Here is a 24,678-nt window from a genome sequence, read left to right as displayed (position 1 = left end):
TTCGTGTTATAGTAGATATCATAAAGTGACTTGCAAACAAAACCGGATTCTGACTACAGGGACCTCGCGATGCGGGTGGTCCCTTGGCATTTATCTTACTTTGATGCAGTTTCATGCAATTCCGGCTGCGCACACAGCGTGGGTTCGAAGTAGAGTAGAATTTTTAAATCTGGGTTTAATTTGAATGTGGGGAATGGAGGACAATTGGGAGTGAGTCAGCAAACGGAACTTAATGCATGGAATTCCGAGATTATTCCTGTAGTACAGAATATATCTAAGGTGATTGTTGGTAAGGAAGATGTGGTTCGGCTTGTGTTGGTCGCACTGCTGGCAGGCGGACACTGCCTGATTGAGGATGTTCCAGGTGTGGGGAAGACGATGCTCGTTCGAGCGACCGCCAGGTCCTTGGGATGCGAGTTCGGACGCATCCAATTTACGCCGGACTTGCTTCCTTCAGACGTGACAGGGGTTTCTGTGTACAATCAAAAATCGCAGGAATTCAGGTTTCGTCCGGGCCCAATTTTCGGCCAAGTTGTGCTGGCAGATGAAATTAACAGAACGTCTCCTAAAACCCAATCCGCGCTTCTCGAAGCTTTGGAAGAGAGAAATGTTTCAGCCGATGGCGAAACTTACAGGTTGCCTACACCTTTCTTTGTTTTGGCAACGGAAAATCCAATTGAATTTGAGGGAACATTTCCTCTCCCAGAGGCTCAACTAGACAGGTTCTTGCTGAAGTTTACGATGGGGTATCCCTCTGTAGCGGAAGAACTTGGTATTCTCGAGAGACAGGAATCCGGTCATCCAATTGAGTCATTGGGGGCCGTATCGAGTCCGGAACAGATTTTGGACTGGCGCAAGCGTGCGGCACAGGTTCATGTGGATGATGCAGTCCGCGGTTACCTGGTTAACATTGTTCAGGCCACCAGAACTCATCAGAGCGTTTACTTAGGTGCAAGTCCCCGCGCGAGTCTGGCACTGTTTAAGGCGAGTCAAGCACTCGCGTTTGTTTCTGGTCGCTCCTATGTCATTCCAGACGATATTCGCTATTTGGCACCATATGTGCTCCAACACCGCGTCTTATTGTCGGCAGACGCCCGTTTATCAGGACTGGATGTTAGCCAGCTTGTTTCTGAACTTGTGGCCAGTGTTGCGGTGCCGATGGTGCAGGGAGCCGGACGCAGATGACTTGGCGTGTCTCATTGTGGACGGCAGGCGCTGGCCTGCTGCTTGTTGGATTATTCATCTTCGCACGGGTTGAAGGTGCCTTTATACCGTGGTTTTTGCTTTATTTCTATTGCATTGTGCTGCTGTACGAGGCGGGGACATGGTTCTTCAATCTGCGCGGTATAACGGTACGGCGGAGGATTTCTGCAACTAGGTTGTCCGCAGGGCAGAGTGTGACCGTCCGAGTGCGGGTTTTTCGAGAAGGATGGTGGCCCACACTGTGGTTGCGCGTGACAGAGGATTTGCCGCGGCAATGGGTGTTTCACGCAGAGGACAGTCAGCGGGTCATTCAGCCTTTGTGGACAAGGGAATTGGAACTGAATTATCGCATACATGCGCTGAAACGAGGCGCATACCGAATTGGTTCTACGGAATTGGAATCCGGTGACGTATTTGGTCTGCAACAGCGAAAAAAGCACTTTTCCGGTTCGTCAGAAGTCATCGTCTATCCAAAAGTAGTTCCTGTCCGCGGTTGGGCAGGAAGCCGTCCGGACGATACGGGTTCACGTCAGCCCACAAGCCACATTTCTGAAGAGTCCACAAACGTGATGGGCGTACGGGATTATGTTCCAGGAGACAAATTAAGTCGAATTCACTGGATGGCTAGTGCACGGAGCGGAACCCTGCTCTCAAAGGAATTTGAACTGCACGTCAGCAGTGAACTGGTGTTTATGCCGGATTTGTCCAGCATCAGTCACAAGGAACACAATGACGATGTTCTCGAACTTGAGATGGTCGTAGCTGCTTCTCTCATCAAGTTTTCATTTGAAACACATCGGCGGTTCGGACTTACACTACACGGGAAAAGCCTGCAACAGTATCCGGTGGGAACTAGCGAAGCGCTGTTTCTTCACTGTATGGAAGCTCTCGCAATTGCCGCTGCAGACGGCGAAATTCCATTTAGTGAAAGCCTCGTGCGTGCCGCACAAGACCTTCCTCGCGGTACAACTCTGGTGGTCGTGTCTCCGTCGTTGGATAAACAGTCTGCGATTGCTGTGGAGACAATCTCCCGTAAAGTCAGCGTTGAATGGTTTGTTCCCTTGCCTCAGGGGAGTGTTGAAAATGCGGACAAACATGTGCTGTCTATGTTGCAGACAGCTGGTGCGAAAGTACACCTGATATCTTCCGGAGAACAATTGTCCCAGCTGGGAAGGGGAGGTACACGTTTTGCAGTACGCGCTTGAAGACACTCCGTATCTGCTTCGCGGGCTCTTTGCAACCCTATCCATGATTTGGCTCTGGATGTTTTTCAAACCGATGCATCAGCTGGGACTGGTCAATGCTACATCGACCTTTGTTCCCTTTTTGGCTGCGCTCCTAATTGCACAATGGATCCCGTTTGTCTGGGTCCGAGTTGTGGCTGGCCTGGCAGCTTCTCAAGCCTATGTTCTCTATTTCTACGATAGACAGTTTTCGATGGTTCACAGGCTTGGACCTGTAATCCACCAGGAATTGCTGGAAGCAAAGCATCTCCTGTTTTCCGGGCAACTGACAGAGCCGTTTCAGACTCATCTATTTCTGTGGTCCTTGTGCGCGATTTACTGGCTGTTGTCGTATGCAAGCAAAAGACCGCGTCTGTGGCTCTTTTACAATCTGCTGGGTATCCTTGTACTTACCGTAATTGACAGCAACACGAGGGTTCATCCGAACACGGCCATTGTCGTCATCTGCCTGATTGCATTTGCCGTTCTTGGCTTATCCAGGTACTCGGGTCTGCGCCTTCACTTTGAACAGTTTCGCTGGCCTGCGATGCGCTACATCGCACCATTATTAGTCGTTCTGTCGGCCGCCTCCGGTGTGGCCTTCTTGTTGCCCAAGGCACCTGCTGTCTGGGCCGATCCATTCAAGAACTTTGGTAATGTACCTGGTCCCGGTGCCGGCCCTGGGAAAGGTGAGGGAAAGGCACAGCAAGTGATTGGCTATCAGCAGCAAAATGCTCACCTTGGCGGATCGTTTGTGATGAACTTCACCCCCGTAATGGAAGTAAGCAGTAAAGTACCTGTTTATCTTCGCGGAAAAGTCTACAGTGACTACACAGGGAAGGGTTGGAAAGAAGGACTTCAGCGGGAAACATCTGTACCAAATGGAAATGTGCAATCTGTGGAGAAACCAGCTACAGGGCTGCAGCCGGGAGCGCCTACGAAAACAGTCACTCAGAAGATACACATTCTGACAAACAAGTTGTCTGGATATGATGTGTTTGGGTTCTACAGTGTCTCCAGACTCTCCATGAACCAAGGGCAGGGCGGGCGCCTGTCAATGAATCTAATGAACGGTGACCTGACGGGCAACTGGGACAGGAAAGGGAATACCTACACTGTAACCAGCAAAGCTCTTCAAGACCCGCAGACAGTCCTGCAAGGACTCTCCTCCCTTCCGAAGTCGATTTCGGCCCGCAAGAAATTGTTTGATTCGAAGGGTCTTTCGCAAGACCTTCAGTTGCCTGGAGAGCTTCCGGCGAAGGTCAAGCAGCTAGCACGGCAAGTAGCTGCTTCGTCCAACTCTGAATACGATATTGTCTCCACCATAAACTCGTATCTAAAAGACAATTTCGTCTATCAGGTCAAAGATGTTCCAACTCCGGGCCCTCACCAGGACTACGTGAGCCAGTTTCTGTTCCAGAGCAGGATTGGTTACTGCAACAATTTTTCTTCGTCTATGGCAGTGATGCTTCGGACGTTGGGTATACCGACGCGCTGGGTGACTGGGTTTGCAAGAGGTACACTGGAGACCAATACAACACAGTCAACGAGCCAGGGGGGGACCGGACATAGTACAAGCAATGCAGCCGCAACTTCCAGTAGTTCTGCTACCAGTAAGTATTTGGTGAAAGAATCCGACGCACATTCTTGGGTAGAGGTGTACTTCCCCAAAATTGGCTGGGTTCCGTTCGATCCGACGCCTGGATTTTCATTTCCATACCTTCAAAATACGCAATCGGCCAATAGTAGTCCGAGTAGTTCAGCGTCGACATCAAATCCCAAGAAGCCTCAAACCCCGCCGAAAACAAAGCAGTCTGGTACAACCGGCACCAGTGCCGGCGCATTGCAGATTCCTTGGCACACCATTTTCTCCTGGTTTTGGAGAGTAGTGTTGGCTGCGCTTGCAGCGGGTATCGTGGCAGGGGTGGTGTTGCGCAAACAAATACTAGTTCGAACCTACATGTGGATGTGGAAGAATGACACGACCCACGACTTAAACAGAGTCGTTCTTCGTTTCATTCGCTACCTGCGCCGCAAGGGCTTTTTGGGAGATACCTCGATTACCATTCGAGACCTTGAGCCCGAGGCAGCACGCGCCGGAATAGCAGCTTCCGATTTTTATCGATTTGTCGGTACTGTCGAAAAGACATGGTACAGTCCTGAGACTCCGACGTCCCAGGAAGTTCGCCAAGCACGCCGAACCTGGCTGCAGTGGTTTAGGGGACTGCTGTTTGGCAAGAAGGACAAACGACACAGAAAACATTAGGTTGTTGGCTTGTCCAAGGCGCTCATTGACTCTACATCAGGTTGCAAGTAGAATGATGTCGAATTACAGATGAATTGAATCACATGTGTGAATGAAATGAGCAGGAACAGGTCTAAAAACTATCTGCAGACGTCGTCTTGCTCATTTCTATTCTATCTCGTATAGTGTCAGGAATATGGCCTGACAGTTTCTACAGAGCGACCGCAAATCGCTTAGCTACGAGGTAAGGTATACGAGTTTGCCTGCCTCCGAATCAGAGGCGGGTATTTTTGCGTTTTTACGTGTTTGCGGAGACCTTCATAATGCACTTATTGAGTTCTCATTGATGTCTGGTTTCCGGTTATCCTAGTGCGTATATCCAAAGGTTTTTCATTACAAACGAACGTTTTGAAGGAGAGGAGCATGACGGTGCAGCCAACGCAACATGAAACCGTGATTGTACTTGATTTTGGGGGACAGTATAACCAACTCATCGCACGCCGCATCCGTGAGCAAGGTGTGTTCTCGGAGTTGTTGCCTCACACTGTTTCAGCCAACGAATTGAAAGAGAGAAATCTCAAGGGGATTGTTTTTAGCGGCGGTCCAAAGAGTGTGTTCGCAGACGGTGCCCCCACTGTAGATGAAGATGTATTTAAACTGGGTGTACCGATTTTGGGCATTTGCTACGGCATGCAATTGCTGGCGAAGAAGTATGATGCAAGCGTTGAGCGAGACAAAGTACGTGAGTACGGCCGCGCCTCGTTAAATGTAGAGAATCCAGACAATGCTTTGTTTGCGAATCAACCTCAACATCAAGGGGTTTGGATGAGTCACAGTGACGTTGTCACAGCAGTGCCTGACGGGTTCACTCGAGACGCTGTTACAGCCCAAGGTACGATTGCTGCCATGAGCGCACCCAGCCGCCAGTTGTATGCGGTGCAATACCATCCCGAGGTCAAGCACAGTGAGTATGGGACTGAGTTGTTAAAGAACTTTCTGTTTAGTATTTGCGGCGCTAAAGGCGATTGGAGTATGAAGTCCTTTATCGAGGAATCGGTTGTTGAAATTCAAAACAAGGTTGGACAAGCCAAAGTACTATGTGCACTTTCCGGCGGAGTCGACTCCTCAGTTGCCGCTGCTTTGGTACATCGAGCCATTGGCCCGCAACTGACGGCCATGTTTGTCGATCACGGTTTACTCCGCAAAGGCGAATCCTCCCAGGTCATGAACACTCTCGGGAGTCAGTTGGGCATTGATGTCGTACGTATCGATGCTCAGGCTCGCTTTCTTGGAAAATTGGAGGGTGTATCAGACCCGGAACGAAAACGCAAGATAATCGGAGAAGAATTTATCCGCGCCTTCGAAGCAGAATCGGAACGTCTTGGTCCTTTTGACCATCTGGTTCAAGGTACCCTGTACACGGACATCATTGAAAGTGGAACGGATACAGCAGCTACGATTAAATCCCATCACAATGTGGGAGGCTTACCTGAAGATGTAGGTTTTGAAATTCTTGAACCCCTAAAGGAACTGTTCAAGGACGAGGTCCGGGCTCTCGGTGAGGAACTGGGACTTCCATCATCACTGGTCTGGCGTCAACCTTTTCCTGGACCTGGTTTGGCGATTCGTGTGTTGGGGGCCATTACACCTGCGAAACTTGAACTGGTCCGAGAATCTGACGCCATCTTGCGAGAAGAGATTGCAAATGCGGGCTTAGAACGAGACATTTGGCAGTATTTCACCGTCATTACAGGAGTACACAGCGTAGGGGTTATGGGTGATGAGCGCACATACGCCGAAACATTGGCGATTCGGGCAGTTTCATCTCAGGAAGGCATGACGGCCGACTGGGCTAGAATTCCTTACGATGTACTGGAAAGAATCTCGACACGGATTGTGAATGAGATTGCGGGCATCAATCGAGTGGTCTACGACATTACATCCAAACCGCCGGGAACCATTGAATGGGAGTAGGTGTCTGTCTGGCTACTCTCCGATGAAACGTGAAACGCATACGTGGAGGAGAGGCTGGATTAAATGCAGCAGGCTGGGACAGAATTTGAACCTGTCGCACTTACCACTGGAACATCGTTAATGTAAGTTGACTTGGGGCAGTGAAATTTTCGAGGAGGAGATGAATTGGAAGGCTTTTTTAAACTGAGAAAGCACGACACCACAATCGGTCGTGAAATCATGGCTGGCATCACGACATTCGTCACAATGGCCTATATTTTATTTGTAAATCCGCAGGTTTTGAGTGCAACAGGCATGAACGAAAGTGCGGTTTTTTTCGCGACCAGCATTGGTGCGGGTATTATAACACTTTTAATGGGATTATTCGTTAACTATCCAATTGCACTGGCACCTGGAATGGGACTCAATGCCTACTTTGCTGTTATTGCAGCTACTCACGGCGGACAGATGTCCTGGCAAACGGCTCTTGGTGCAGTTTTTATTTCCGGTATTGTATTCATCATTCTTACCGTCACCAAGATTCGTCAACTGCTGGTCAGAGCCGTTCCCGATTCTCTAAAGCTGGCTATTACCGTGGGAATCGGTTTATTTATCACTATAATTGGTTTGAAAATCGGCGATGTTATGAAGATGCAGTTCGTTGGTGGACAAAGCACTTCTTACACCCCGGCGCCGCCGCACAATATGATAAGCAACACTGATTGGCTTCCTGTTCTCGGTTCACTGCAAAACCATGCAACACAATTAACGCTCATCGGTGTTTTCATTATTGCCATCATGATGGCTTTGCGCGTGCCGGGCGCCATCCTTATTGGCATTTTACTGACAACTGTCATTGGAATTCCAATGGGCGTGACGGACTTGTCTGGATTGCAACATCCGCACTTTTTACCTGATTTTTCGAACTTAGCCGTAGGAAAACTAAGTCTGCAAGGTGTCCTCCATTACGGGATTATCAGTTCCTTGTTTACATTTACGTTTGTTGAACTGTTCGATACCTTTGGAACGCTGGTCGGGACTGCAAACAAGGCTGGACTGCTTGAAGGTGAGGACGGCGAAAAGCGGCTTGGACGAGCTATGCTTGTGGATGCCACTGGGGTCAGTTTCGGTGCGTTACTTGGGACAAGTACGATTACGGCTTTTGTCGAAAGCGGATCGGGTATTGCCGCAGGCGGTCGCACAGGCTTGACTGCAGTGACCACCGGGATTCTGTTTTTGGCCTCACTGTTCCTTGCTCCTATTGCGTTAATTGTACCTGATATGGCCACTGCACCAGCTTTGATTATGGTTGGTGTACTGATGATGGGTGCGGTGAGAAACATTGATTGGGACAACATGGGCCTGGCGATTCCAGCCTTCCTAACGATTGTACTGATGCCGCTCACCTACAGCATCTCCAACGGCATCGCGGTGGGGTTTGCTGCGTTTGTGGTTATTAACGGCATTCTTTGGCTCTTCCGTCGTGAACACACCAAGATTCACTGGCTGATGTGGATTATTGTTGTGCTTGCTGCGTGGCGCTATCTTATGTACTACCAGCAGTGATACCGGCGCTAATGCCAGCAGGAACTATGGCTGGCGTCCGTGGTGTGAACGAGCGTAGTTGGAGACAGGACAGTGCCTGATGCGGATACGGCCACCCCCTTAATGTGCCGTGTCAGTTTCTGCAACTCTAAACTCTAGGCACCCACCGAAGCGGCATGTTACTTTTCATAAGTAGCATGCCGCATTTTTTCTGAATCCGATGCACTGATGGGTACTGAGAAATATAGTAGACTATGGGCAGGTATATAAAATAAGCTTGCCACTTCACCTCTGCGGTCTGCCGCAGGTAGAGCGAATTAACGACTCTGCCGATGCGAGGTGATGAAGGGAGACCGCGCGTGCTGTCAAGCAGAGAGCCCTACACTGAAGGAGATTTTGCAGACCAGCCCAAATGGTCAGAAACACTGCTGCATCTTGGCAGACCGATTTGGCAACTGGCCATTGTGGGCCTGTACGCTGTATCCAGCGACAAGGTGTGGTTTCGGGCTGTTATGGCAGTGGCTGCAGCAATGTACATCGCAAACAGTATCTTGCTGTCGACTCAAACAGATGATGCTCGCTGGAAGAAAATGCAGTTTCGACTGCTGCATCTCGAACTGGGTGCGAGTTTCCTACTCGCAGTTTTCATGCTTTTATTCTCACCGAGAGGACCGGTCAGTTTGTTGCTGTTGCCCACTATGCTGACTTATGCTTGGCTGGGTCGGGATGGGGATGCAAGGCGTGAAGTATGGTCTGTTTTGCTGACTGTCACCATCTATATCACCAGCATTCAGTTAGCCCTGATGAATGGGAACTCGACAACTTCTGTATCTAACATATTTTTTTCTGGACAGGCGATTCGCGCTCTGTCAGCTGCTGACGTGATGACGCCTGCATTTTATCTGTTGTTTGGCTTGTACTTCGTTGTCATTACTTTTGCCAGCGTGCTTGCTTGGCTGGTTCGACGGCAGTGGCAGGAACGAACGCGGTTTCGAGAGGCCGCAGCGCAGATGCAGTATCAGTCAGAGCAGTTGGGGCGCGTGAACGATGAAGTGAACCGATATGCGGCTCGGGTCTATGACTTGGCAGCCGTTGAGGAGCGCAACCGCATTGCTGGCGAGATTCATGATACGGTAGCTCATCGATTGACTGCTCTGCTGGTTCAACTTCAAGGTGCGAGGCGTATGATGGAGGGGGACGATATTGAATCCGCTTCAGAGAACATGAGAGTGTCTGAAGCGTTGGCACGTGAAGCATTGGATGAGGTGCGCAAATCCGTTCGAGCCGTTGGCGGGAAGACTACGGGCAAGGAAGGGATTGCTGCACTGCGACGGCTTAGCTTATATTACGCCTCATTGACCGGGACTGACATTCAATTTACAGCCGATCCCGAAGTCGAAACACTCCCCCCGGAATTCATGGGCATGCTCTACAGAGTGGTCCAGGAAGGACTGACCAACGCCCAGCGTCACGGGCGGGCTACAGTCGTCGAAATCACGCTGAAACGCGCAGGTTTGAAGTTGCAGCTTGATATTCGGGACAATGGACGGGGCGCAGCAGAACCCTCCCTCGGTTTTGGTCTTTCTTCAATGCGAACAAGATTTCAGCGCTATGGTGGGGATATTAAAGTGACATCAGAGCCCGGCAAAGGGTTCTTGCTGCAATTGAATCTGCCTATGTGGGAGGCGTCGAAGGATTGATTCAGGTCTGTATCGTGGATGACCAACGCTTGATGCGAGACGGATTAAAAACCTTATTAGGGTTAGAGTCTGATATTGAAGTCATTGCAACTGCTGAGAACGGAGACCGAGCTGTTCAATCTGCGAAAGACTTATCCATTGACGTCATGTTGCTGGATATTCGGATGCCGGTAAAAGGCGGCATAGAGGCCATCAAGGAAATTCATGAAATATCGCCGGATACACGCATTTTGATGTTGACGACGTACGATACACGAGATGACGTCGTCGGTGCATTGTCCGCAGGTGCCGTCGGATATTTGTTAAAGGACATGCCTGCTGAGGAGATTGCGGATGCAATACGCGTGGCTCACCGCGGAGGGGCAGTTCTTCCGCCTGGCATTGCAAACACGTTTTTGGCGGCAATGCAGTCCAGTGTTTCTTCAAGCTCCCAATCTGACATGAACCAGCCAGCTCTTCATGAAAGCGAGCGTCTTCTTCAACACCCGGAGCGTCCGAAGCCCCGGGCTAGTGCGGATCACGCGGAACACGCGGAACACGCGGATATATCCAGCGAAGCAGCCGCCTCGACGCTTTCTCCGTCGAAGGCAGGACTTACAGATAGAGAAATGGATGTCTTGCATTGCCTTGCACAAGGGTTGTCCAACAGGGAGATTGCGCGTCAGCTGTTTGTGACGGAAGGAACCGTCAAGAACCATGTCAGCAATCTCATTGCCAAGCTCGCATTGCGCGACCGGACTCAAGCGGCGCTCTACGCGGTCCGCAACGGCTACGGCAACTTGTGAGACGTTACACTACTGGCAAGCTTCTCAAGGACGAGGGACAGAGGAAGCTGGTTGCGCAGCACCTATGACTAAAGTCATGGGTCAATTTCGGTGATGCCGTAAAGACTGTACATACTGTCCTTAAAGCGGACAATTACACGACAGAGAGCAGCAGAATTAGCCGTGAAACGGGATTAAGCAGTGACAGGATGCCAAAAAAGGGTACAGCCAAAGAGCGGAAACTTCCGCTCTTTTTTCTATCCTATGGCACAGGCGGAGTCTCTGTGGGCAAGATACAATCAAGGTGCAATGCAGCGGAGGAGGTAAATTGATGCTAGAGGTACAGAACTTGACCAAGCGGTTTGGGGATAAAACGGCTGTGAACAATGTCAGTTTTCAGGTTCATCCGGGGGACGCCTTCGGTCTGCTTGGTCCGAACGGTGCGGGAAAATCAACGACTATATCGATGATTGCAGCTTTGCTCAGCCCGGATTCGGGAGAAGTTGTGCTGGATGGACATTCACTGAAACGAGACGAACGCTACGTAAAGGAACGGATTGGCCTTGTGCCACAGACGATAGCCCTGTATGACCACATGACTGCAGACGAAAACCTGCAGTTTTGGGGGACTGTGTATGGGCTGACGGGATCGAAATTGAAAGACAACATCGATTGGTGCTTACAAGTCGCGGGCCTGACAGAGCACCGAAAACAGCAAATTAAGAAGTATTCTGGAGGCATGCAGCGCAGACTGAACATCGCCGTGGGGATGGTACACCGGCCTCAAGTGTTAATTATGGATGAGCCGACGGTCGGTATTGACCCGCAGTCACGAAATCACATTCTTGAGACAGTAAAGCAGCTCAACAGCGAGGGAACCACGGTCATTTACACGAGCCATTATATGGAGGAAGTGCAGTTTCTTTGTAAACGTCTGGCGATTATGGATCAAGGCAAAATGATTGCCTACGGAAACTTGGACGACGTCAAACAAGTATCAGGAACGCTGGCTACCATCCGTATCGAAGTGAGCGGTGATGCAAACTCTGCGGCAGAGATGCTTCGACAGGATCTTTCGTTGCAGCATGTAACGGTTACGGACGGAAATTTGGTATTTCAGGCAGCAGAAGCAGCGAATGCTGTAGCCAAAGCTGTGATGGCTCTCAGCAAGCTAGGTGTTCAGCCGGCAGGTATCAGCATTGAAGAACCCAACCTGGAAGCGGCATTTTTGCACTTGACTGGCCGGCAACTGCGTGACGAAGAGGAGGGATAAAATGGTACTGCGGATTGCGTTTACGATGGCGAGAGCAAACTTGTGGAAGCTCTTGCGGGATAGAAAAGCGTTGTTGATGCTGATTGCCATGCCTTTACTCCTGACCGCCATTTTAAGTAACGCATTGAGCTCTGTGTTTGGTTCGGCCGCGTCCATCCCGAAGTTCACCATTGCCGTGGTCAATCAGGACACGGGACAGTACGGTCAGAGTCTGGTCAACTTCCTTGATTCACAAACAAAACAGCTGACTGTACGGAAGGTGACCAACATTACAGACGCAAGGAAGCTTGTAAAAAGCGGCGAAGCATCCTTGGACCTTTCTATTCCGAAAAACTATAGTACGACAATCACTTCAGGCAAGTCAGTGAAAATGCAAATAGAGGCACCTTTGAACAAGGATACAGACAAGGCTGTCATCAACGGCATGATTAGCGCTTACGGACAACAAATGGCAAGCATGACTTACTTAAAACAGCAGAGTGCCAAAGCTGGTAAAGCTTTAGAGCCGCAGCAACTTCAAATTCAGACACAGGACTCAGGGTTGCATCCAATTGGATCTGGCGCCTATTACGCCATCGGAATGATGGTGATGTTCCTGCTCACCAACGCTTTTAACAGAGGTTCGTCCATGGTAGAAGAGAAGGAAAGCGACTTGTACAAAAGGATGATTGCCTCACCTGCATCTCGCTACGCCCTTGCTGCCGGTCACTGGGTATCCAATTTTGTTGTTTTGCTCGTGCAAGGGACAGTATTGCTGGTTGGAGCCAGATACCTGCTAAACATTCACTTTGGCCCGCCTGCCCAGATGGCCATATTGCTGGTTTCCTATGCCTTCAGTTTGTCAGGAGTAACGATTGCTGTGGGCAGTCTTATCAACAACCAGCAAGTTACGTCAGGACTTGGTAACATTGGGTCTCAAATTGCTGCAGTACTTGGCGGGAGTATCTTCCCGATTTACGGGTTTCCAAAGTTCATGCAGACCATCGCACATATTTTACCCAATGGCACTGCAGTGGCGGCCATGGTGAACAGCGTCTTGGGCATTTCTACACGAGGTTTGCTGTTACCTGTGCTCTATATGCTTGCGGTAGGCCTCGTAATGGGTCTCGCAGCAAGTATCCGCTATGGCAGACGGCTGGCGTAGGAGGGAGAAGTGAAATGAAAATTGTGTTGGCTATTGTACGTCGATTTCTGTTAGCGCTGATTCGCAATCGTGCCAATTTAGGATTTATGGTTGTGCTTCCTGTCGTATTTACACTTGTCTTTGGCGTGATACCCACACTGAGCAGCAACAAGACACCCATCGATGTTGTCAATGCAGATAGTTCTCAAGTGTCTCAAGCCGTGTTGAAGCACATTAAGGCTACGCCGAATATCGAGGCACATACCGTCTCTGCTGCCACTGCCAAGTCGGATCTGCGCAACATGCGTGCAAGTCTCATCATTACCTTGCCAAAGGGTATGGAGAAAGCTGCTGTGAGTGGAAAAAAGGTTCCTCTTGGGTGGGAAAAGTCCCCCAACGCAGGGGACTCCTCAACAATGACAGTCATGTCTACGCTCGAAACCAATTTAAGAAATTGGGTACTCGCCGGCGGTGCGGCTGTCCAAACTGCAAAGGCAAAAGGTGTGTCCAATACGCACCAACTGGCTTTGGCATTCACAACCGGAATGCAAGGTGCCAATCAAATTCAGAACCTCGTTCAAACTCACAGCGTAGACCTTTCTCATGGGAAGGTCGTGCAACATACACTTGGTAACGCCCAAAAGGTGACTATCGGCTTTGCCACTATGTTCATTATTTTTACGGTCTTTGGAACGACCAGTACCGTGTTTCGAGAGAAAGTGACGGGAACGTGGTCCAGGTTTAAGGCCAGTCCTGTGTCCAGAACTCAGATACTAGCGGGATACGGCATTGGCTTCTTCATCGTGGGTTGGATCCAGTTTCTCATCATGGATGTGGCCGGACTTGTCATGTTTGGTCACGGCATTCCCATGACAGGCTGGACCGTCGCAATCATGTCGTTCTACGTACTGGCTATTGTCGGAATTGCTCTGTGCATAGCTGGAGTCGTCAAAACCATAGAGCAGCATATGACTATCGGCAGTTTTATCGCCATTGCCACAAGTATGTTGGGAGGAGCCTATTGGCCGCTTGACTTAGAACCCAACTGGATGCAGAAGGTTGCTCTGTTCGTCCCACAAAGTTGGGCGATGGATGCATTCAAGGCAGTCAGTGTTGGTGCCGTCTCAGTTAGTACATTGGCAGTACCCCTGGCTGTGTTAGGCGGATTCGCAATTATCTTCTTTAGTGCAGGCATGGTACAGCTTCGATACTCCTAGATTCTGGTCCTGAGCATCAAAACGGTCATCCATAATGAATTAAGAATGCATTGTGACAGATCCTCATTCATTATTGTGCGTTATTATGCATTCTCATATTGGCATCGCCCTGATTGGTCATTCCTTGTCACTCGTTTGACATGATGAGCCCGTCAGGGCGATTTTCCATTTGCTCTTGCCTTGTGCCACCTCAGTTCCCGCACTTTCCGCATTTACCCAAAATATCCTGAATGACTACCCGCTCGCGTTTCGCTTCCAGACTTCCATTTCGTTTCTATATAGTGAGAATGACCGCTATGCTATGATGTAATCAATATCCAGTTGTAGTAAGTTTGGTATGAGTTTGGTATGAGTTTGGGGATTCTCACGCACACGGCGCCGTTCGGGCAGTGCGCGGTCGGTTTGTTTGCGTTAGTGACCTTGCGCAAGGCCGTGTGCTTGTAACATCTAGAGGAGTTTCGATTCACCATTCTACAATTGAGAGGGCGACGAATGCTTAGAGTGATTCTTTCAGTGCCGCTAGCGGTTGTTGGCATAGCTGCTGTCCTAGGTATGTTTTACGTCAATAAGCAACAGGACCGGAAGGGCCAGGAAGGCCAGGAAGGCCAGGAAGGCCAGGAAGGCCAGGAAGGCCAGGAAGGCCAGGAAGGCCAGGAAGGCCAGGAAGGCCAGGAAGGCCAGGAAGGGAATTATGTCAAATTGCGCCTTCTGGCACTGACAGCAATCGAACTTGGTATAATATGTATCGTTTTTGCATTTTACGGAGGGGGTTTCCAGTTCCTCGTCCTGGGCATCACTTTAATGTTTGCAAGCAGTATACTCTCACTTGTCTTGAGCATTGTCCGGTTTCGCAGGTCACGACACAACAGTAAAGGAGCGAACACTGTGGGATTTGCATCTTCGCGGGTATGGCTGAATATTGTGAACACTGCTGGCACTGTGGTACTTGCGATTGGATGTGTGGACTTTTTGGTCTCGCACGCATACCCGTCTTCTAATTTGGGGTTGAGGACAGCCGTCAGCGCGGTCCTGGTGGTCGTTGGACTGGTAACAATACTAGTGGGAATCGCCATGAAAAAAGTCCAAAGGGACATGGACTTGAGGGTCGACAGCCTACAAATGAAGTTGTATGAGCTCGAAAGAGAGCGGAAATAGATTATGCAAGCCTGCCGCGGGGGGACTGGCGGTTCGTGCCAGGTTGCTGTCCGGCGGTTAGTGCCTCGAAAGATCCCTATTGTCGGAGGGGTGATGCCATTGTGATCGCAAAGATCCCTAATGGCACCTGGCCCGAAGCATTAGTGTCATAAATGGACCCTAATGTGGGGAGAGGCAGAATGGAGGGTGGATGATAGGGAGCAAAGGGATCCCTATTTGAGACGCCCGGTTGGTGATAGTGATCGAATCGATCACTATCATGTGGCATGCATGGTGATAAGGAGCAAAAGGATCACTAACCAACGTCACCACGTACGATTGCGCCCGTAGGGAGTGCCTGCATGGGTGTGTCTGTCGCAGAGACCGTCACATTTGCCACATTAATAGGTTGGAATTTGAAGTTTAGTTGATTAATAGGTAGTTTTCCGCTGATTTTTCGCTCGATCGCGTTGTTCTGCCGAGCTTTGCTGCCTGCCGGGGCCGGGGGTAGGCTGAGGCTACCGTCGCTGGGCGTCCGTGATGGCTGCAAGGCGGTGGCTGTCAGGCGGTTAGTGCCTCGAAAGATCCCTATTGTCGGAGGGACGATGCCATTGTGATCGCAAAGATCCCTAATGGCACCTGGCCCGAAGCATTAGTGTCATAAATGGACCCTAATGTGGGGAGAGGCAGAATGGAGGGTGGATGATAGGGAGCAAAGGGATCCCTATTTCAGAGGGCCCGTTTTTGATAAGGAGCAAAAGGATCACTATCATGTGGCAGGCATGGTGATAAGGAGCAAAAGGATCACTAACCAACGTCACCACGTACGATTGCGCCCGTAGGGAGTGCCTGCACCCCCGTGTCTGTCGGGCTACCTTGTGTACTTGTCCCATACATCCACTGCCGACGGATTCGCCAACTTTCCTGAAGTGTGTACTGCTGTGGGTGCGTTTTTGGATCGCGATGAACAAATGCACTTGCTTACTCCACATGGTCCCAAAACGATGGAATGAGACGTGGGACAGACTGGCATCCGATTCTAACATGGAACTTAAAGGTAAGACTCATACACTGTCAGTGTATGGCCTTTCAGTTCAAACACAATGTAGTTCGAAAGTGAAGGTTTGGATAGATAAAAATACTTGGCTGTAGTGTATACATGCGTTATTACATTTTGAATCTGATTAGGATATGACTTTTCTTCTATCGCAAATGTTTTAGCGTTCATCCAGGATGGAGATAGAGATTTAATCTGGTTGATATCCGATTGACTTCTGTACTTTAATTTCGTAATGGCATTACCATCGCCCTGAATGCCGCCTCTTGTACTCATAATTGTCGTTTCACTATCCGGTTTTGGTAAAGATACACCCCAGTTTGCTTTGACACTGTAAACATAGGTTCCCAGATAAGCAAAGGCGCCTATGACAATGACACCGGTGCTAAATAGTGACAGGCCCGAAGTGATGACAACTGTCAATACACCTCGCAGGCGAGAAATGAAATTTACTCCTCCGCTAAGTCCTATAACTCCAAATGCTAATGAAACCAAGGACCCAAATAAGACGACAAACCAAGGGTTGACCCCTATGGTCTTGATGAACATAGGAGTGAGATGCCCAAACCCCGCTAAACATGCTAAGATAAAACACACTAAAGCTGCCACGAATGATGCGATGTTCGCCTTGCCGGTCATGCCAACTTGCCTCCCCGGGTTACTGCAAAGTCCCCTTTTTATATTGCCAGCCTTTCAATACTGTAAAGCCTTTCAACAGAAAATCATTTAGGGAAATGCTGTAAGAACGTCTCCGTCCTTCGGCCATTCCTCCAATCATGTATCAGAACTATACTATAAATGCAGTAGGACTTGTATCATTTAATGAAACAGCTAAAAGAGGTTTGTTTCGTTGGAGGTCGTTACATGAAACTGGTTGGTGATAAAATTTATTTGAGGTTTTTAGAAGTACATGATGCTGCGGCAAAATTGGCATTGAACGTCCGAAACAGGTCTTTTTTCGAGCCGTTCGTTACAACCCGCGATGACAGCTATTATACTTTGGAGACGCAACTCCAGTCCATCAAAGTTGCTGTGGACAGTAAGGAGAAAGACCAAGGGTACTTTTGGGGTGTATTTCTACGTGAATCAGATGACTTGATTGGGTTTGTGTCGCTGACAGAGGTGGTGCGGGGGCCGCTGCAATCAGGTTGGCTGGGTTATAGTTTGGACAGTGCTCAAAATGGCCGCGGATATACGACTGAAGCTGTCCGCCTTGTTGTGAGTTATGCGTTCAATACTCTTCAGCTACATCGAATTGAAGCAGGAGTAATGCCTCACAATTTGGGTTCCATCAGGGTACTCGAAAAAGCCGGCTTCAAAAGAGAAGGACTATCCAAGAAAAACGTCCTTATTAATGGCAAGTGGGAAGACCATTTACATTTCGCCGTCATAAATCCAGAGGATTAACGCAAGATGAGCGTAATTTTATCCTTTGGAGACCCCAGCCTAATAATTTACTAACATGAATGAAAATGAACACATGGCATGAATGAAAAGATGACATGAATGAAAAGAGGAAAAACTGTGAATCTGCCGACACTGGTGCAGGATAAGAGTTTCTTGAAAAATACGATGGATAGCGATTTCAACTTTCCCCATAACGGAATTAGCGCTGCTCAATTGGCATTCTCGTTGATGCCAAATCTGAAGTCCACAGATGCTGTCTTGAGGGATGAACTATCCTTTTCCATATTGGAAAAAATCATTATGGAGGGTTTGTTGTCTTCAATTGAAGTAGACGAATTGTTAGACCTGGCCATGAGCGATGATTATCTATTTTCGGGGATTGGGGAGGTGAATACTGATAGTGTTTTTACGCGATCGTTTGCTATTTTAGTTGTGGCAGCAGGAGTTGAGGTGGATACAGAGCAGCAGATGTTTTCTTCAGATCGAATCCATCAAATAACGAGTGTAGTGTTAGATTATGCCAACCGAGAACAAGATGGCAGAGGGTTTGTAGAAGGGAAGGGTTGGGCGCATTCGGTAGCGCATACAGCCGATGCATTGGACTCCTGCTCGCATCATCCGGCACTTTCGGAAGAAGATAGAAAGGCGATACTGGATGCGATTGCACATCTTGTCATCCGCTCTGCATCGCTTGCACACAACGAAGACGACAGACTGGCATTTCCAGTATTCCGAATGATTCAATCCGAGAACTTCAGCTACCATACTCTTCGCGAGTGGCTCAGTAAGTTTGACATAGAGAATACGTCATCCCACGAGTCTCTCATACAACTGACCAATGTCCAGCATTTCTTACGGAGTCTTTACTTCCTAGTCTATTGGGAACTTGGGGAACACCCGTTCCTTGCAGATATGAGCTCTCAACTGAAGAAGTTAAGCATCTACTATCGTTATGGCGTTCTGCCGCTGTCTGCCACGTAATGCCTTTTATTCGCACAAATCGTCTGTGCCGCCATCCTCATGGCCGATTTCTTCGCCCCCGTGATGATAATAGTCGGAATGACTTAGGTAAGGTCCTTGAATCAGCGAATTGGCAACAATTCCTGAGGCGTTTTTTCGGAGTTTGTGTCTATCACGCTTCTCTCTTGACGAAGAAGACGAATGGTAAGAAACAAACCAAGCAAACAGCGTAAAACCCAACAAGCCGAACCCGAAGTGCAGACCAGTCACATCACTCACCTCCCTTTAGTAAGGTATGTGAACCGTCTGAAGCCGATAACCTCGGCCCTGCGGATTGGGACGCATTAGGACGGAGGTTCTACTGGAGGTTTTACTGGAGGTTCTACTGGGCTTGGGTCAAATTTGAATGAAGGGAGGGGCAAGTTCATGTCAGACACAGACTCTACATCTCGTTGGAACGCACGATATCTGGAGAGACCCAACCGACTGTTTCAACCGGAAACGTATCTGGTGGAGAAATTGGCCTTGTTTCGAGCGGGATCGGTCATGGATGTGGCCTGTGGTGACGGTAGAAACGCAATTTATCTCGCTCAACAGGGATATAATGTGACGGGAGTAGATTTTTCAATAGAAGGACTAAATCGGTTGAAGGGGTTTGCCTCTGAAGCCGGTGTCACAATCCACACAAAGGTTCTCAACGTGGACAACGCAAGCCAGTTTTCACAATTAGGCCGGTATGATAATGCGATTTTTGTCCACTTTAAGCCCTCTGTTCAAACCTTCGCTGCCGTCTCTGAGTTGCTGCGCCCTCATGGCGTTCTGTGCATGACATCTTTCAACACAGCTCATCGCATAAGCTCCCCGAACTTTCCTGCAGCATTCTGCCATGAAGAAGGAGAATTTCTAAATCGAACACAGTGTCTCGAACTGGTTGAATACGTGTCCTACCAAGATACCTGCGGCAAATTTGATGGGTACATCTTCCGCAAGTGCGCCGATTATTGATAGAATATACATATTGTGGCATGCAGTTTGAAAAGGTGAGCATATCATTGCAAAACAACAGAAGCGGGAGTGGGACAGAAAATATGGATTGGTATGACGAGGTAGTGGGTGAGGGAACCGCAGTTGTGTTTCTGCCAGGCAGCGGGTGGAGCGGCAGTGCTGGGATGAATATCGCGGACGAATTGAAATCCGGGCATCAAGTCCGACTGCTGGATTTACCCGGCATGGGTCGAAGTCATGGTATCTCCGGTCGAATAACAACCAAGCAAATGGCAGAGTGGCTCAAGGAATACCTGGACGACCGAAGCATCGCCGACTGTCACCTGATTGGTCATTCCCTCGGCGGCGCAATCGCCATGATGTTCGCTGCCAAATATCCCCATCGACTTAAATCACTCACACTCCTGGACATTGGACATCGCCGAGTTCCTCGCTTTCCTGTCCGCATGTTGGGTTCTGTTGGCTACATAGCCCCTCTCATTTCCTGGCTGGAACGCATTTTTGGTCCGAAAGTCCTCAGCAGCCTCGTTAGTGGCGACAACTCTGTATCGGGAGACCCGAATCTCCAATCTAACTCTCCTGACAACGGTTCAGTCACCCAAGAAAGGATAGAGGAAGTAAAGCGCAAAGGCTGGTATCAACTGCAGGACGATAGCTACCTGCTCAAAGCCCTCGAATACGAACCCACTGTGTCTGCTGCCGGATTAGGACTGTTCATCGCGTTATACCGCATGAACCCTCCGCAACTCCTCCAGGCCATCGCTGTGCCTTGTATGCTCCTGTACGGCACCTATCCGGAAGAAAGTCAAAAGACACAACAGAAAATCCGTAAGAAAGCCAATCGTCTCAGCAAACTGAATCATGCAATTGTCTCGCGTCCCGTTGAATCCGGTCATTATGTACATTGGGCAAGTGAGAACACCACACATGACATCGGAGATTTCATCAGACAACATGACAGCGCAAGACAGTAACGAATCGAACTCCGATAGGGTACACCATTCTTGCACGCTTCAGTATCCAATTTCCTTCACATATAAAACGTAAGCTTCTCGTCGATTACTTAGGAATATAGTGTAAACGATACTAGATTTTTAAAAATCCACTTATACGTGTACAATCATCCTAATAGCACATTTATGTGTAAAAATAACCGCGATCAGGGATGATAATATGCCTGTCATAAAACCAGAAATCCTATCCGTTCAAATGAAAGTCGTTGAAGGACTGGTTACCGGAGAACCTGCCAAAAGCATATTTGCTTCAGTCTTCCAAGGTCTCACCATGAGATTTCCGCAATGTGTTGCTTGTATTTGGACGGCGGACATCAAGCTGAATGTCGTGGCAATGTCGTTGCTGGCACACATAAATGTTCCGCAATTCCTGCGTGATGAATTCTCAAAACTGAGTGAGAGCGGTGACGCTGAGAGTCTGTCTGTTACCTTGAAAACCTTGCGAACGAAGATAGAGGCAGCATTTTACGAGTGCGGGCTCCACAACACCAGCACGCGTCCTCTGTTTAATCGACAAAATCGTCTTCTTGGAATTGCAGCCGTTGGTTTTGAACAAGCAGTAACCTTATCTGAAGTTGAACAAAAAATGATTGAACAATACATACGGGTCGGCGGGTTGGCTATCGAGCGAGAGCAACTGGAAAAAGAGAATCACTTTCTGACCTTTTACGACTACCTCACTGAAATCCCTAATCGTCGTTTTTTCCATACTCAACTTTCACAGGACCTCCAACATGCAGTCGAATCTTCGGAACCCCTCTCATTAGCCATGGTCGATCTCGATAATTTCAAATACATCAACGATACCTTTGGCCACGACGTGGGGGATAAGCTCTTATTGATGATTTCCAAGCGAATCGTAAAATCCCTTCGTGATTCAGATACCGTAGCTCGTATCGGAGGCGATGAGTTTAGTATGATTCTTCCCAGAATGGACGGGGAGTCTGCGTTGGCTCATTTACGAACATTGTTACAAGAAGTGAACAAGCCTGCTGAAATTGAAGGGTGGAGATTTCCTGTGTCCGCCTCTATTGGCGTAGCATGCTATCCAAACCATGGAACGGATAAGGAAACTCTTTTAAAGCGTGCGGATATGGCACTGTATGAAGCCAAACAGTCGGAGAAACTGAGAATTAATGTGTTCTAACTTCCAAACCATCACGATTTACCTTATCATCCGGTAAGCAGCACATTGCTTGTTCTGTTAAGTGTCGTATGTCTTCATCATACTTTTCAGCTCTTCATAGACAATCTTACGCCACTCCTGTGGCTCTATCAGTTCTGCTCCTGGGCCCAGCCATCGAAGCAATTCGAGTACAGTGGTAACGTTGTCCTCTCCATAAGTCATCATGACAGTGTGGCTGCCGATTTGCTCATAAGTTGCATGGATGTAGTACCAATCCTGCGATAATCTCGTCGCTTGTGCAGGTGTCATGCGGATTTTGACGGGGGCTTGTTCACGCCACTCGCTCATGGCAGATTGCAGCCAGTTGCGGTTGAGAAACGACCTTACGTCGAATTGAACCTGTGAATTTGTTGGCAAATGGAGTTGTTCGATTTGCTGAACACGGTCTGACCTCCATAATTTGGGGCCCGCGCTTTCGACGCGATTCTGGCCCACGAAATACCAATGATCCCGATCGTAAAACATCCCAAGCGGATTAATGTAAACTTCTTCTACCTGATTTCGATACGGTGAGCGATAAGTCAAACGAACCGCTGCAGATTTGAAGATGGCTTGCATCCAGACTTCAATCGCCTTTGCCTCGGTATCCCCGTTCACATTGTTCAACGGATCATCCGCTGGAGTTAAAATGTTTTCGACGTGAAAGGCATCCTTTGACGGGGACTCAAATCCAATCACTCTGTCCGCATGTTCTAGGATTTTCCGCAAATGATTCGGAATCGACGAGAGCAATTTTAGCCGTGCTGATTCCATGTCGTCTGAGTATGGCTTCACTGAGATACTTTGTACAAAAGCTAATCCCAGTAACAGAGAGATTGCTTCCCCTCTTGTAAACATCAATGGTGGGATATAGTACCCGTCTAAAAGACGAAATCCACCGAAACGACCGCGTTCGGCGTAGATCGGTACCCCCAACTCGTTGAGCATCTCTAAGTCACGATACGCTGTCCTGGTAGAGACTTCAAACCGTTTACCTAATTCAACTGCAGTGACTACATGTCCACCATATAGTTGCAGAAGGATACCAAACATGCGTTCAAATCGGTTCATCAAATGTCCCCCAGTTAAACTTGACATGCTGTTGGCATGATTCGGATTTTATAATTCTACTACACCCTCGGAAGTGTGTGATGGCCAGAAGCCTGCAGATGCGAAGCAGAATGCGTCAAAAATAGAGAGCATATGACCATGACCATATGCTTATTGGAGGTAGGAGCATGGAATTTGGGAACGGAAACGTCAAGTCGTATGGCAAAGCAATGGTACCCGGCAATGCGGGGCTGATTGAAGCGCTCCATGTCGACGGAGCGATAGGCCGACAAAGTCGTGAATTAATGCTGTTCGGACAATTTGTTGGGTCGTGGGACCTGCAATGCAGTAGAACGGACGCAAATGGTACCGTTGCAGAGATGGAGGGCGAATTGCACTTCGGTTGGGTATTGGGTGGGCGTGCTGTTCAAGATATTTGGATTGTACCTGGTCGCGGGGTGCCCGGTGAAGGAATACCACCACTTGCTTTTCACGGATCGACCCTCCGATTTTACGATTCGACAATTGATGCTTGGCGGTCCACCTGGGTTGAACCCGTGAACGGTCGAGTACGCCGATTCATCGGCAAGCCTGTTGCAGGGGATATTGTGCTGCTCAGTGATGAAGACGAGCCGCAATTACGTTGGAGTTTCACAAAGGTTCAGGCCAAGTCGTTTACCTGGGTTGGTGAGATATCTCATGATGGCGGCAGCACTTGGGAAGTCGAGGAATTGATGCATGCGACTCGAAGAACCGTGAATCGTGCTCTATAACCAGGAGCAGAAAAGCGGCTCAAGGCACTTGTGGTCAGACTTGCTTTGGTTGGTCGATATGCTGTGCAATAAGGTAGCAGATACCTAAACGAGACAATTCGTGGCCCGCTCCGTTGCCACAGTGCGGTTCTCTTATTTCGATACCGGTTTGGGATTCAACTCTTTCCAGTCTTGCCCCCTGTTTGTTGTTTTGTACACAAGTTAACGTATATGTAACACTCATGAATTTTGCACATCCTTCCATGATGGTTCCCAAATAGTAGACGTTTCCAAACCCAAAGATCTTACAAAATCTATGAATTTTAACTGGAAGTGCAGTGGGCCAAGCCTCTAATTGATTCTTCTTACAGTTGAATTGAACTGTATGTCCTGACCCAGCCGCATACAAAGGTAGTCCATCAAAATACGAACGTTATATAGCGCGGTATATATTAACGTTCGTATTTTATTGACATGGGTTAACGGGCAGGTTACACTGACACTGACCTTGACCACAACATTTGTCGAATGCTGTAGCGTTGCGGGGGACTTCGGGAAGCATTATGAAACGAGCGCCTCAAGACGACGGACAGTTAATGTCTGACGAATGGTTAACTGCACGATGAAAAGTTAAATAAGATTCACCCGTTCTCTCGTATATCCTCGGGGATTGGCCCGAGAGTTTCTACCCGGACGCCGGAAGGTCTGGACTACGAGGGAGGCTTGAATATGCCTGAGTGTCGAAGTCTGTGAAGTCTGTTAAGAAAGGCTGTCCCGGACATGTGTCTGAGCAACAAGCTTTAGACTCGGCGCTTGCGGCTTGTAAAAGTGCTTGCTTCCCTTGTGCTCGCGACAGAATTTGCGCACACTTGAAGCAAGCCTTTTTAGT

The 24,678-nt window shown here is 48.8% G+C and carries 21 protein-coding genes and 2 riboswitches; of the genes, 18 read left to right on the top strand and 3 right to left on the bottom strand.

The features are described 5' to 3' along the window. Window positions 1-210 precede the first annotated feature (210 nt). The 12 genes from GI364_RS22285 to GI364_RS25540 all read left to right on the top strand — a co-directional run bounded on the left by GI364_RS22285 (window position 211) and on the right by GI364_RS25540 (window position 16,393). Window positions 211-1,185, top strand: coding sequence for an AAA family ATPase (locus GI364_RS22285; protein WP_198851362.1), 975 nt, complete (start codon window positions 211-213; stop codon window positions 1,183-1,185). Then, window positions 1,182-2,408 (top strand): DUF58 domain-containing protein, encoded by a 1,227-nt coding sequence (locus tag GI364_RS22280; protein ID WP_198851361.1) that lies wholly within the window; start codon window positions 1,182-1,184, stop codon window positions 2,406-2,408. Before GI364_RS22285 ends, GI364_RS22280 begins: the two co-directional genes overlap by 4 nt. After that, window positions 2,392-4,692 carry a transglutaminase TgpA family protein gene (locus GI364_RS22275; RefSeq protein WP_198851360.1) on the top strand — a complete coding sequence of 767 codons (2,301 nt, stop codon included), beginning with the start codon at window positions 2,392-2,394 and terminating at the stop codon, window positions 4,690-4,692. Before GI364_RS22280 ends, GI364_RS22275 begins: the two co-directional genes overlap by 17 nt. A gap of 137 nt (window positions 4,693-4,829) precedes the next feature. Further along, window positions 4,830-4,931: riboswitch (purine riboswitch) on the top strand. 163 nt (window positions 4,932-5,094) lie between these two features. Further along, complete coding sequence (gene guaA, locus GI364_RS22270; RefSeq protein ID WP_198851359.1) at window positions 5,095-6,645, top strand: glutamine-hydrolyzing GMP synthase; 1,551 nt, start codon at window positions 5,095-5,097, stop codon at window positions 6,643-6,645. 165 nt (window positions 6,646-6,810) lie between these two features. Then, entirely contained in the window at window positions 6,811-8,190 is a 1,380-nt protein-coding gene (locus tag GI364_RS22265; RefSeq protein WP_198851358.1) for an NCS2 family permease, read from the top strand. 338 nt (window positions 8,191-8,528) lie between these two features. Then, window positions 8,529-9,869 carry a sensor histidine kinase gene (locus GI364_RS22260; protein ID WP_198851357.1) on the top strand — a complete coding sequence of 447 codons (1,341 nt, stop codon included), beginning with the start codon at window positions 8,529-8,531 and terminating at the stop codon, window positions 9,867-9,869. Next, the gene (locus GI364_RS22255; RefSeq protein ID WP_198851356.1) at window positions 9,866-10,654 is read left to right on the top strand and encodes a response regulator; all 789 of its coding nucleotides are present in this window, start codon (window positions 9,866-9,868) and stop codon (window positions 10,652-10,654) included. The genes GI364_RS22260 and GI364_RS22255 overlap by 4 nt, the downstream gene beginning before the upstream one ends. Window positions 10,655-10,964: 310 nt before the next feature. Further along, the gene (locus GI364_RS22250; RefSeq protein ID WP_198851355.1) at window positions 10,965-11,906 is read left to right on the top strand and encodes an ABC transporter ATP-binding protein; all 942 of its coding nucleotides are present in this window, start codon (window positions 10,965-10,967) and stop codon (window positions 11,904-11,906) included. 1 nt (window position 11,907) lies between these two features. Then, on the top strand, window positions 11,908-13,050 hold the full coding sequence (locus GI364_RS22245; protein WP_198851354.1) for an ABC transporter permease: 1,143 nt from the start codon (window positions 11,908-11,910) through the stop codon (window positions 13,048-13,050). Window positions 13,051-13,064: 14 nt separating this feature from the next. After that, entirely contained in the window at window positions 13,065-14,246 is a 1,182-nt protein-coding gene (locus GI364_RS22240) for an ABC transporter permease (RefSeq protein WP_198851353.1), read from the top strand. Window positions 14,247-14,738: 492 nt separating this feature from the next. Then, window positions 14,739-15,401: a hypothetical protein gene (locus GI364_RS24985; protein WP_233095913.1), complete on the top strand. Its 663-nt coding sequence runs from the start codon at window positions 14,739-14,741 to the stop codon at window positions 15,399-15,401. A gap of 824 nt (window positions 15,402-16,225) precedes the next feature. Further along, entirely contained in the window at window positions 16,226-16,393 is a 168-nt protein-coding gene (locus GI364_RS25540) for a nucleotidyltransferase family protein (RefSeq protein WP_370541809.1), read from the top strand. Window positions 16,394-16,431: 38 nt separating this feature from the next. Here the strand turns inward: GI364_RS25540 and GI364_RS22225 are convergent, their stop codons facing one another. Next, window positions 16,432-17,076, bottom strand: a complete 645-nt coding sequence (locus GI364_RS22225; protein WP_198851351.1) for a hypothetical protein — start codon at window positions 17,074-17,076, stop codon at window positions 16,432-16,434. A gap of 225 nt (window positions 17,077-17,301) precedes the next feature. On the opposite strand from GI364_RS22225, the gene GI364_RS22220 reads away from it, so the two are divergent. Both GI364_RS22220 and GI364_RS22215 read left to right on the top strand, forming a co-directional pair. After that, window positions 17,302-17,844 (top strand): GNAT family N-acetyltransferase, encoded by a 543-nt coding sequence (locus GI364_RS22220; protein ID WP_198851350.1) that lies wholly within the window; start codon window positions 17,302-17,304, stop codon window positions 17,842-17,844. 117 nt (window positions 17,845-17,961) lie between these two features. Beyond that, window positions 17,962-18,825: a DUF2785 domain-containing protein gene (locus GI364_RS22215; RefSeq protein ID WP_198851349.1), complete on the top strand. Its 864-nt coding sequence runs from the start codon at window positions 17,962-17,964 to the stop codon at window positions 18,823-18,825. A 6-nt stretch (window positions 18,826-18,831) separates the two neighbouring features. On the opposite strand, the gene GI364_RS22210 is transcribed toward GI364_RS22215, so the two are convergent. Then, the gene (locus GI364_RS22210; RefSeq protein ID WP_198851348.1) at window positions 18,832-19,074 is read right to left on the bottom strand and encodes a hypothetical protein; all 243 of its coding nucleotides are present in this window, start codon (window positions 19,072-19,074) and stop codon (window positions 18,832-18,834) included. 156 nt (window positions 19,075-19,230) lie between these two features. On the opposite strand from GI364_RS22210, the gene GI364_RS22205 reads away from it, so the two are divergent. From GI364_RS22205 to GI364_RS22195, 3 genes are all read left to right on the top strand, one after another. Beyond that, window positions 19,231-19,809 carry a class I SAM-dependent methyltransferase gene (locus GI364_RS22205; protein WP_198851347.1) on the top strand — a complete coding sequence of 193 codons (579 nt, stop codon included), beginning with the start codon at window positions 19,231-19,233 and terminating at the stop codon, window positions 19,807-19,809. Window positions 19,810-19,856: 47 nt separating this feature from the next. Further along, entirely contained in the window at window positions 19,857-20,783 is a 927-nt protein-coding gene (locus GI364_RS22200; protein ID WP_198851346.1) for an alpha/beta hydrolase, read from the top strand. Window positions 20,784-20,982: 199 nt separating this feature from the next. Continuing rightward, window positions 20,983-21,969 (top strand): GGDEF domain-containing protein, encoded by a 987-nt coding sequence (locus GI364_RS22195; protein WP_198851345.1) that lies wholly within the window; start codon window positions 20,983-20,985, stop codon window positions 21,967-21,969. A gap of 57 nt (window positions 21,970-22,026) precedes the next feature. Here the strand turns inward: GI364_RS22195 and GI364_RS22190 are convergent, their stop codons facing one another. Beyond that, the gene (locus tag GI364_RS22190; RefSeq protein WP_198851344.1) at window positions 22,027-23,058 is read right to left on the bottom strand and encodes a helix-turn-helix transcriptional regulator; all 1,032 of its coding nucleotides are present in this window, start codon (window positions 23,056-23,058) and stop codon (window positions 22,027-22,029) included. Between the two features lie 167 nt (window positions 23,059-23,225). Here GI364_RS22190 and GI364_RS22185 point away from each other — a divergent pair, with 167 nt between their 5' ends. Next, entirely contained in the window at window positions 23,226-23,810 is a 585-nt protein-coding gene (locus GI364_RS22185) for a hypothetical protein (protein WP_198851343.1), read from the top strand. 612 nt (window positions 23,811-24,422) lie between these two features. Beyond that, window positions 24,423-24,522, top strand: a riboswitch (purine riboswitch). The last annotated feature ends 156 nt before the right edge of the window (window positions 24,523-24,678 follow it).

Origin of the sequence: Alicyclobacillus sp. SO9 (assembly GCF_016406125.1) — a bacterium.
Classification (GTDB): Bacteria; Bacillota; Bacilli; order Alicyclobacillales; family Alicyclobacillaceae; genus SO9.
Note: the sequence above shows the minus strand (reverse complement) of the source record. Positions and strands in the feature narration are given on the sequence as shown.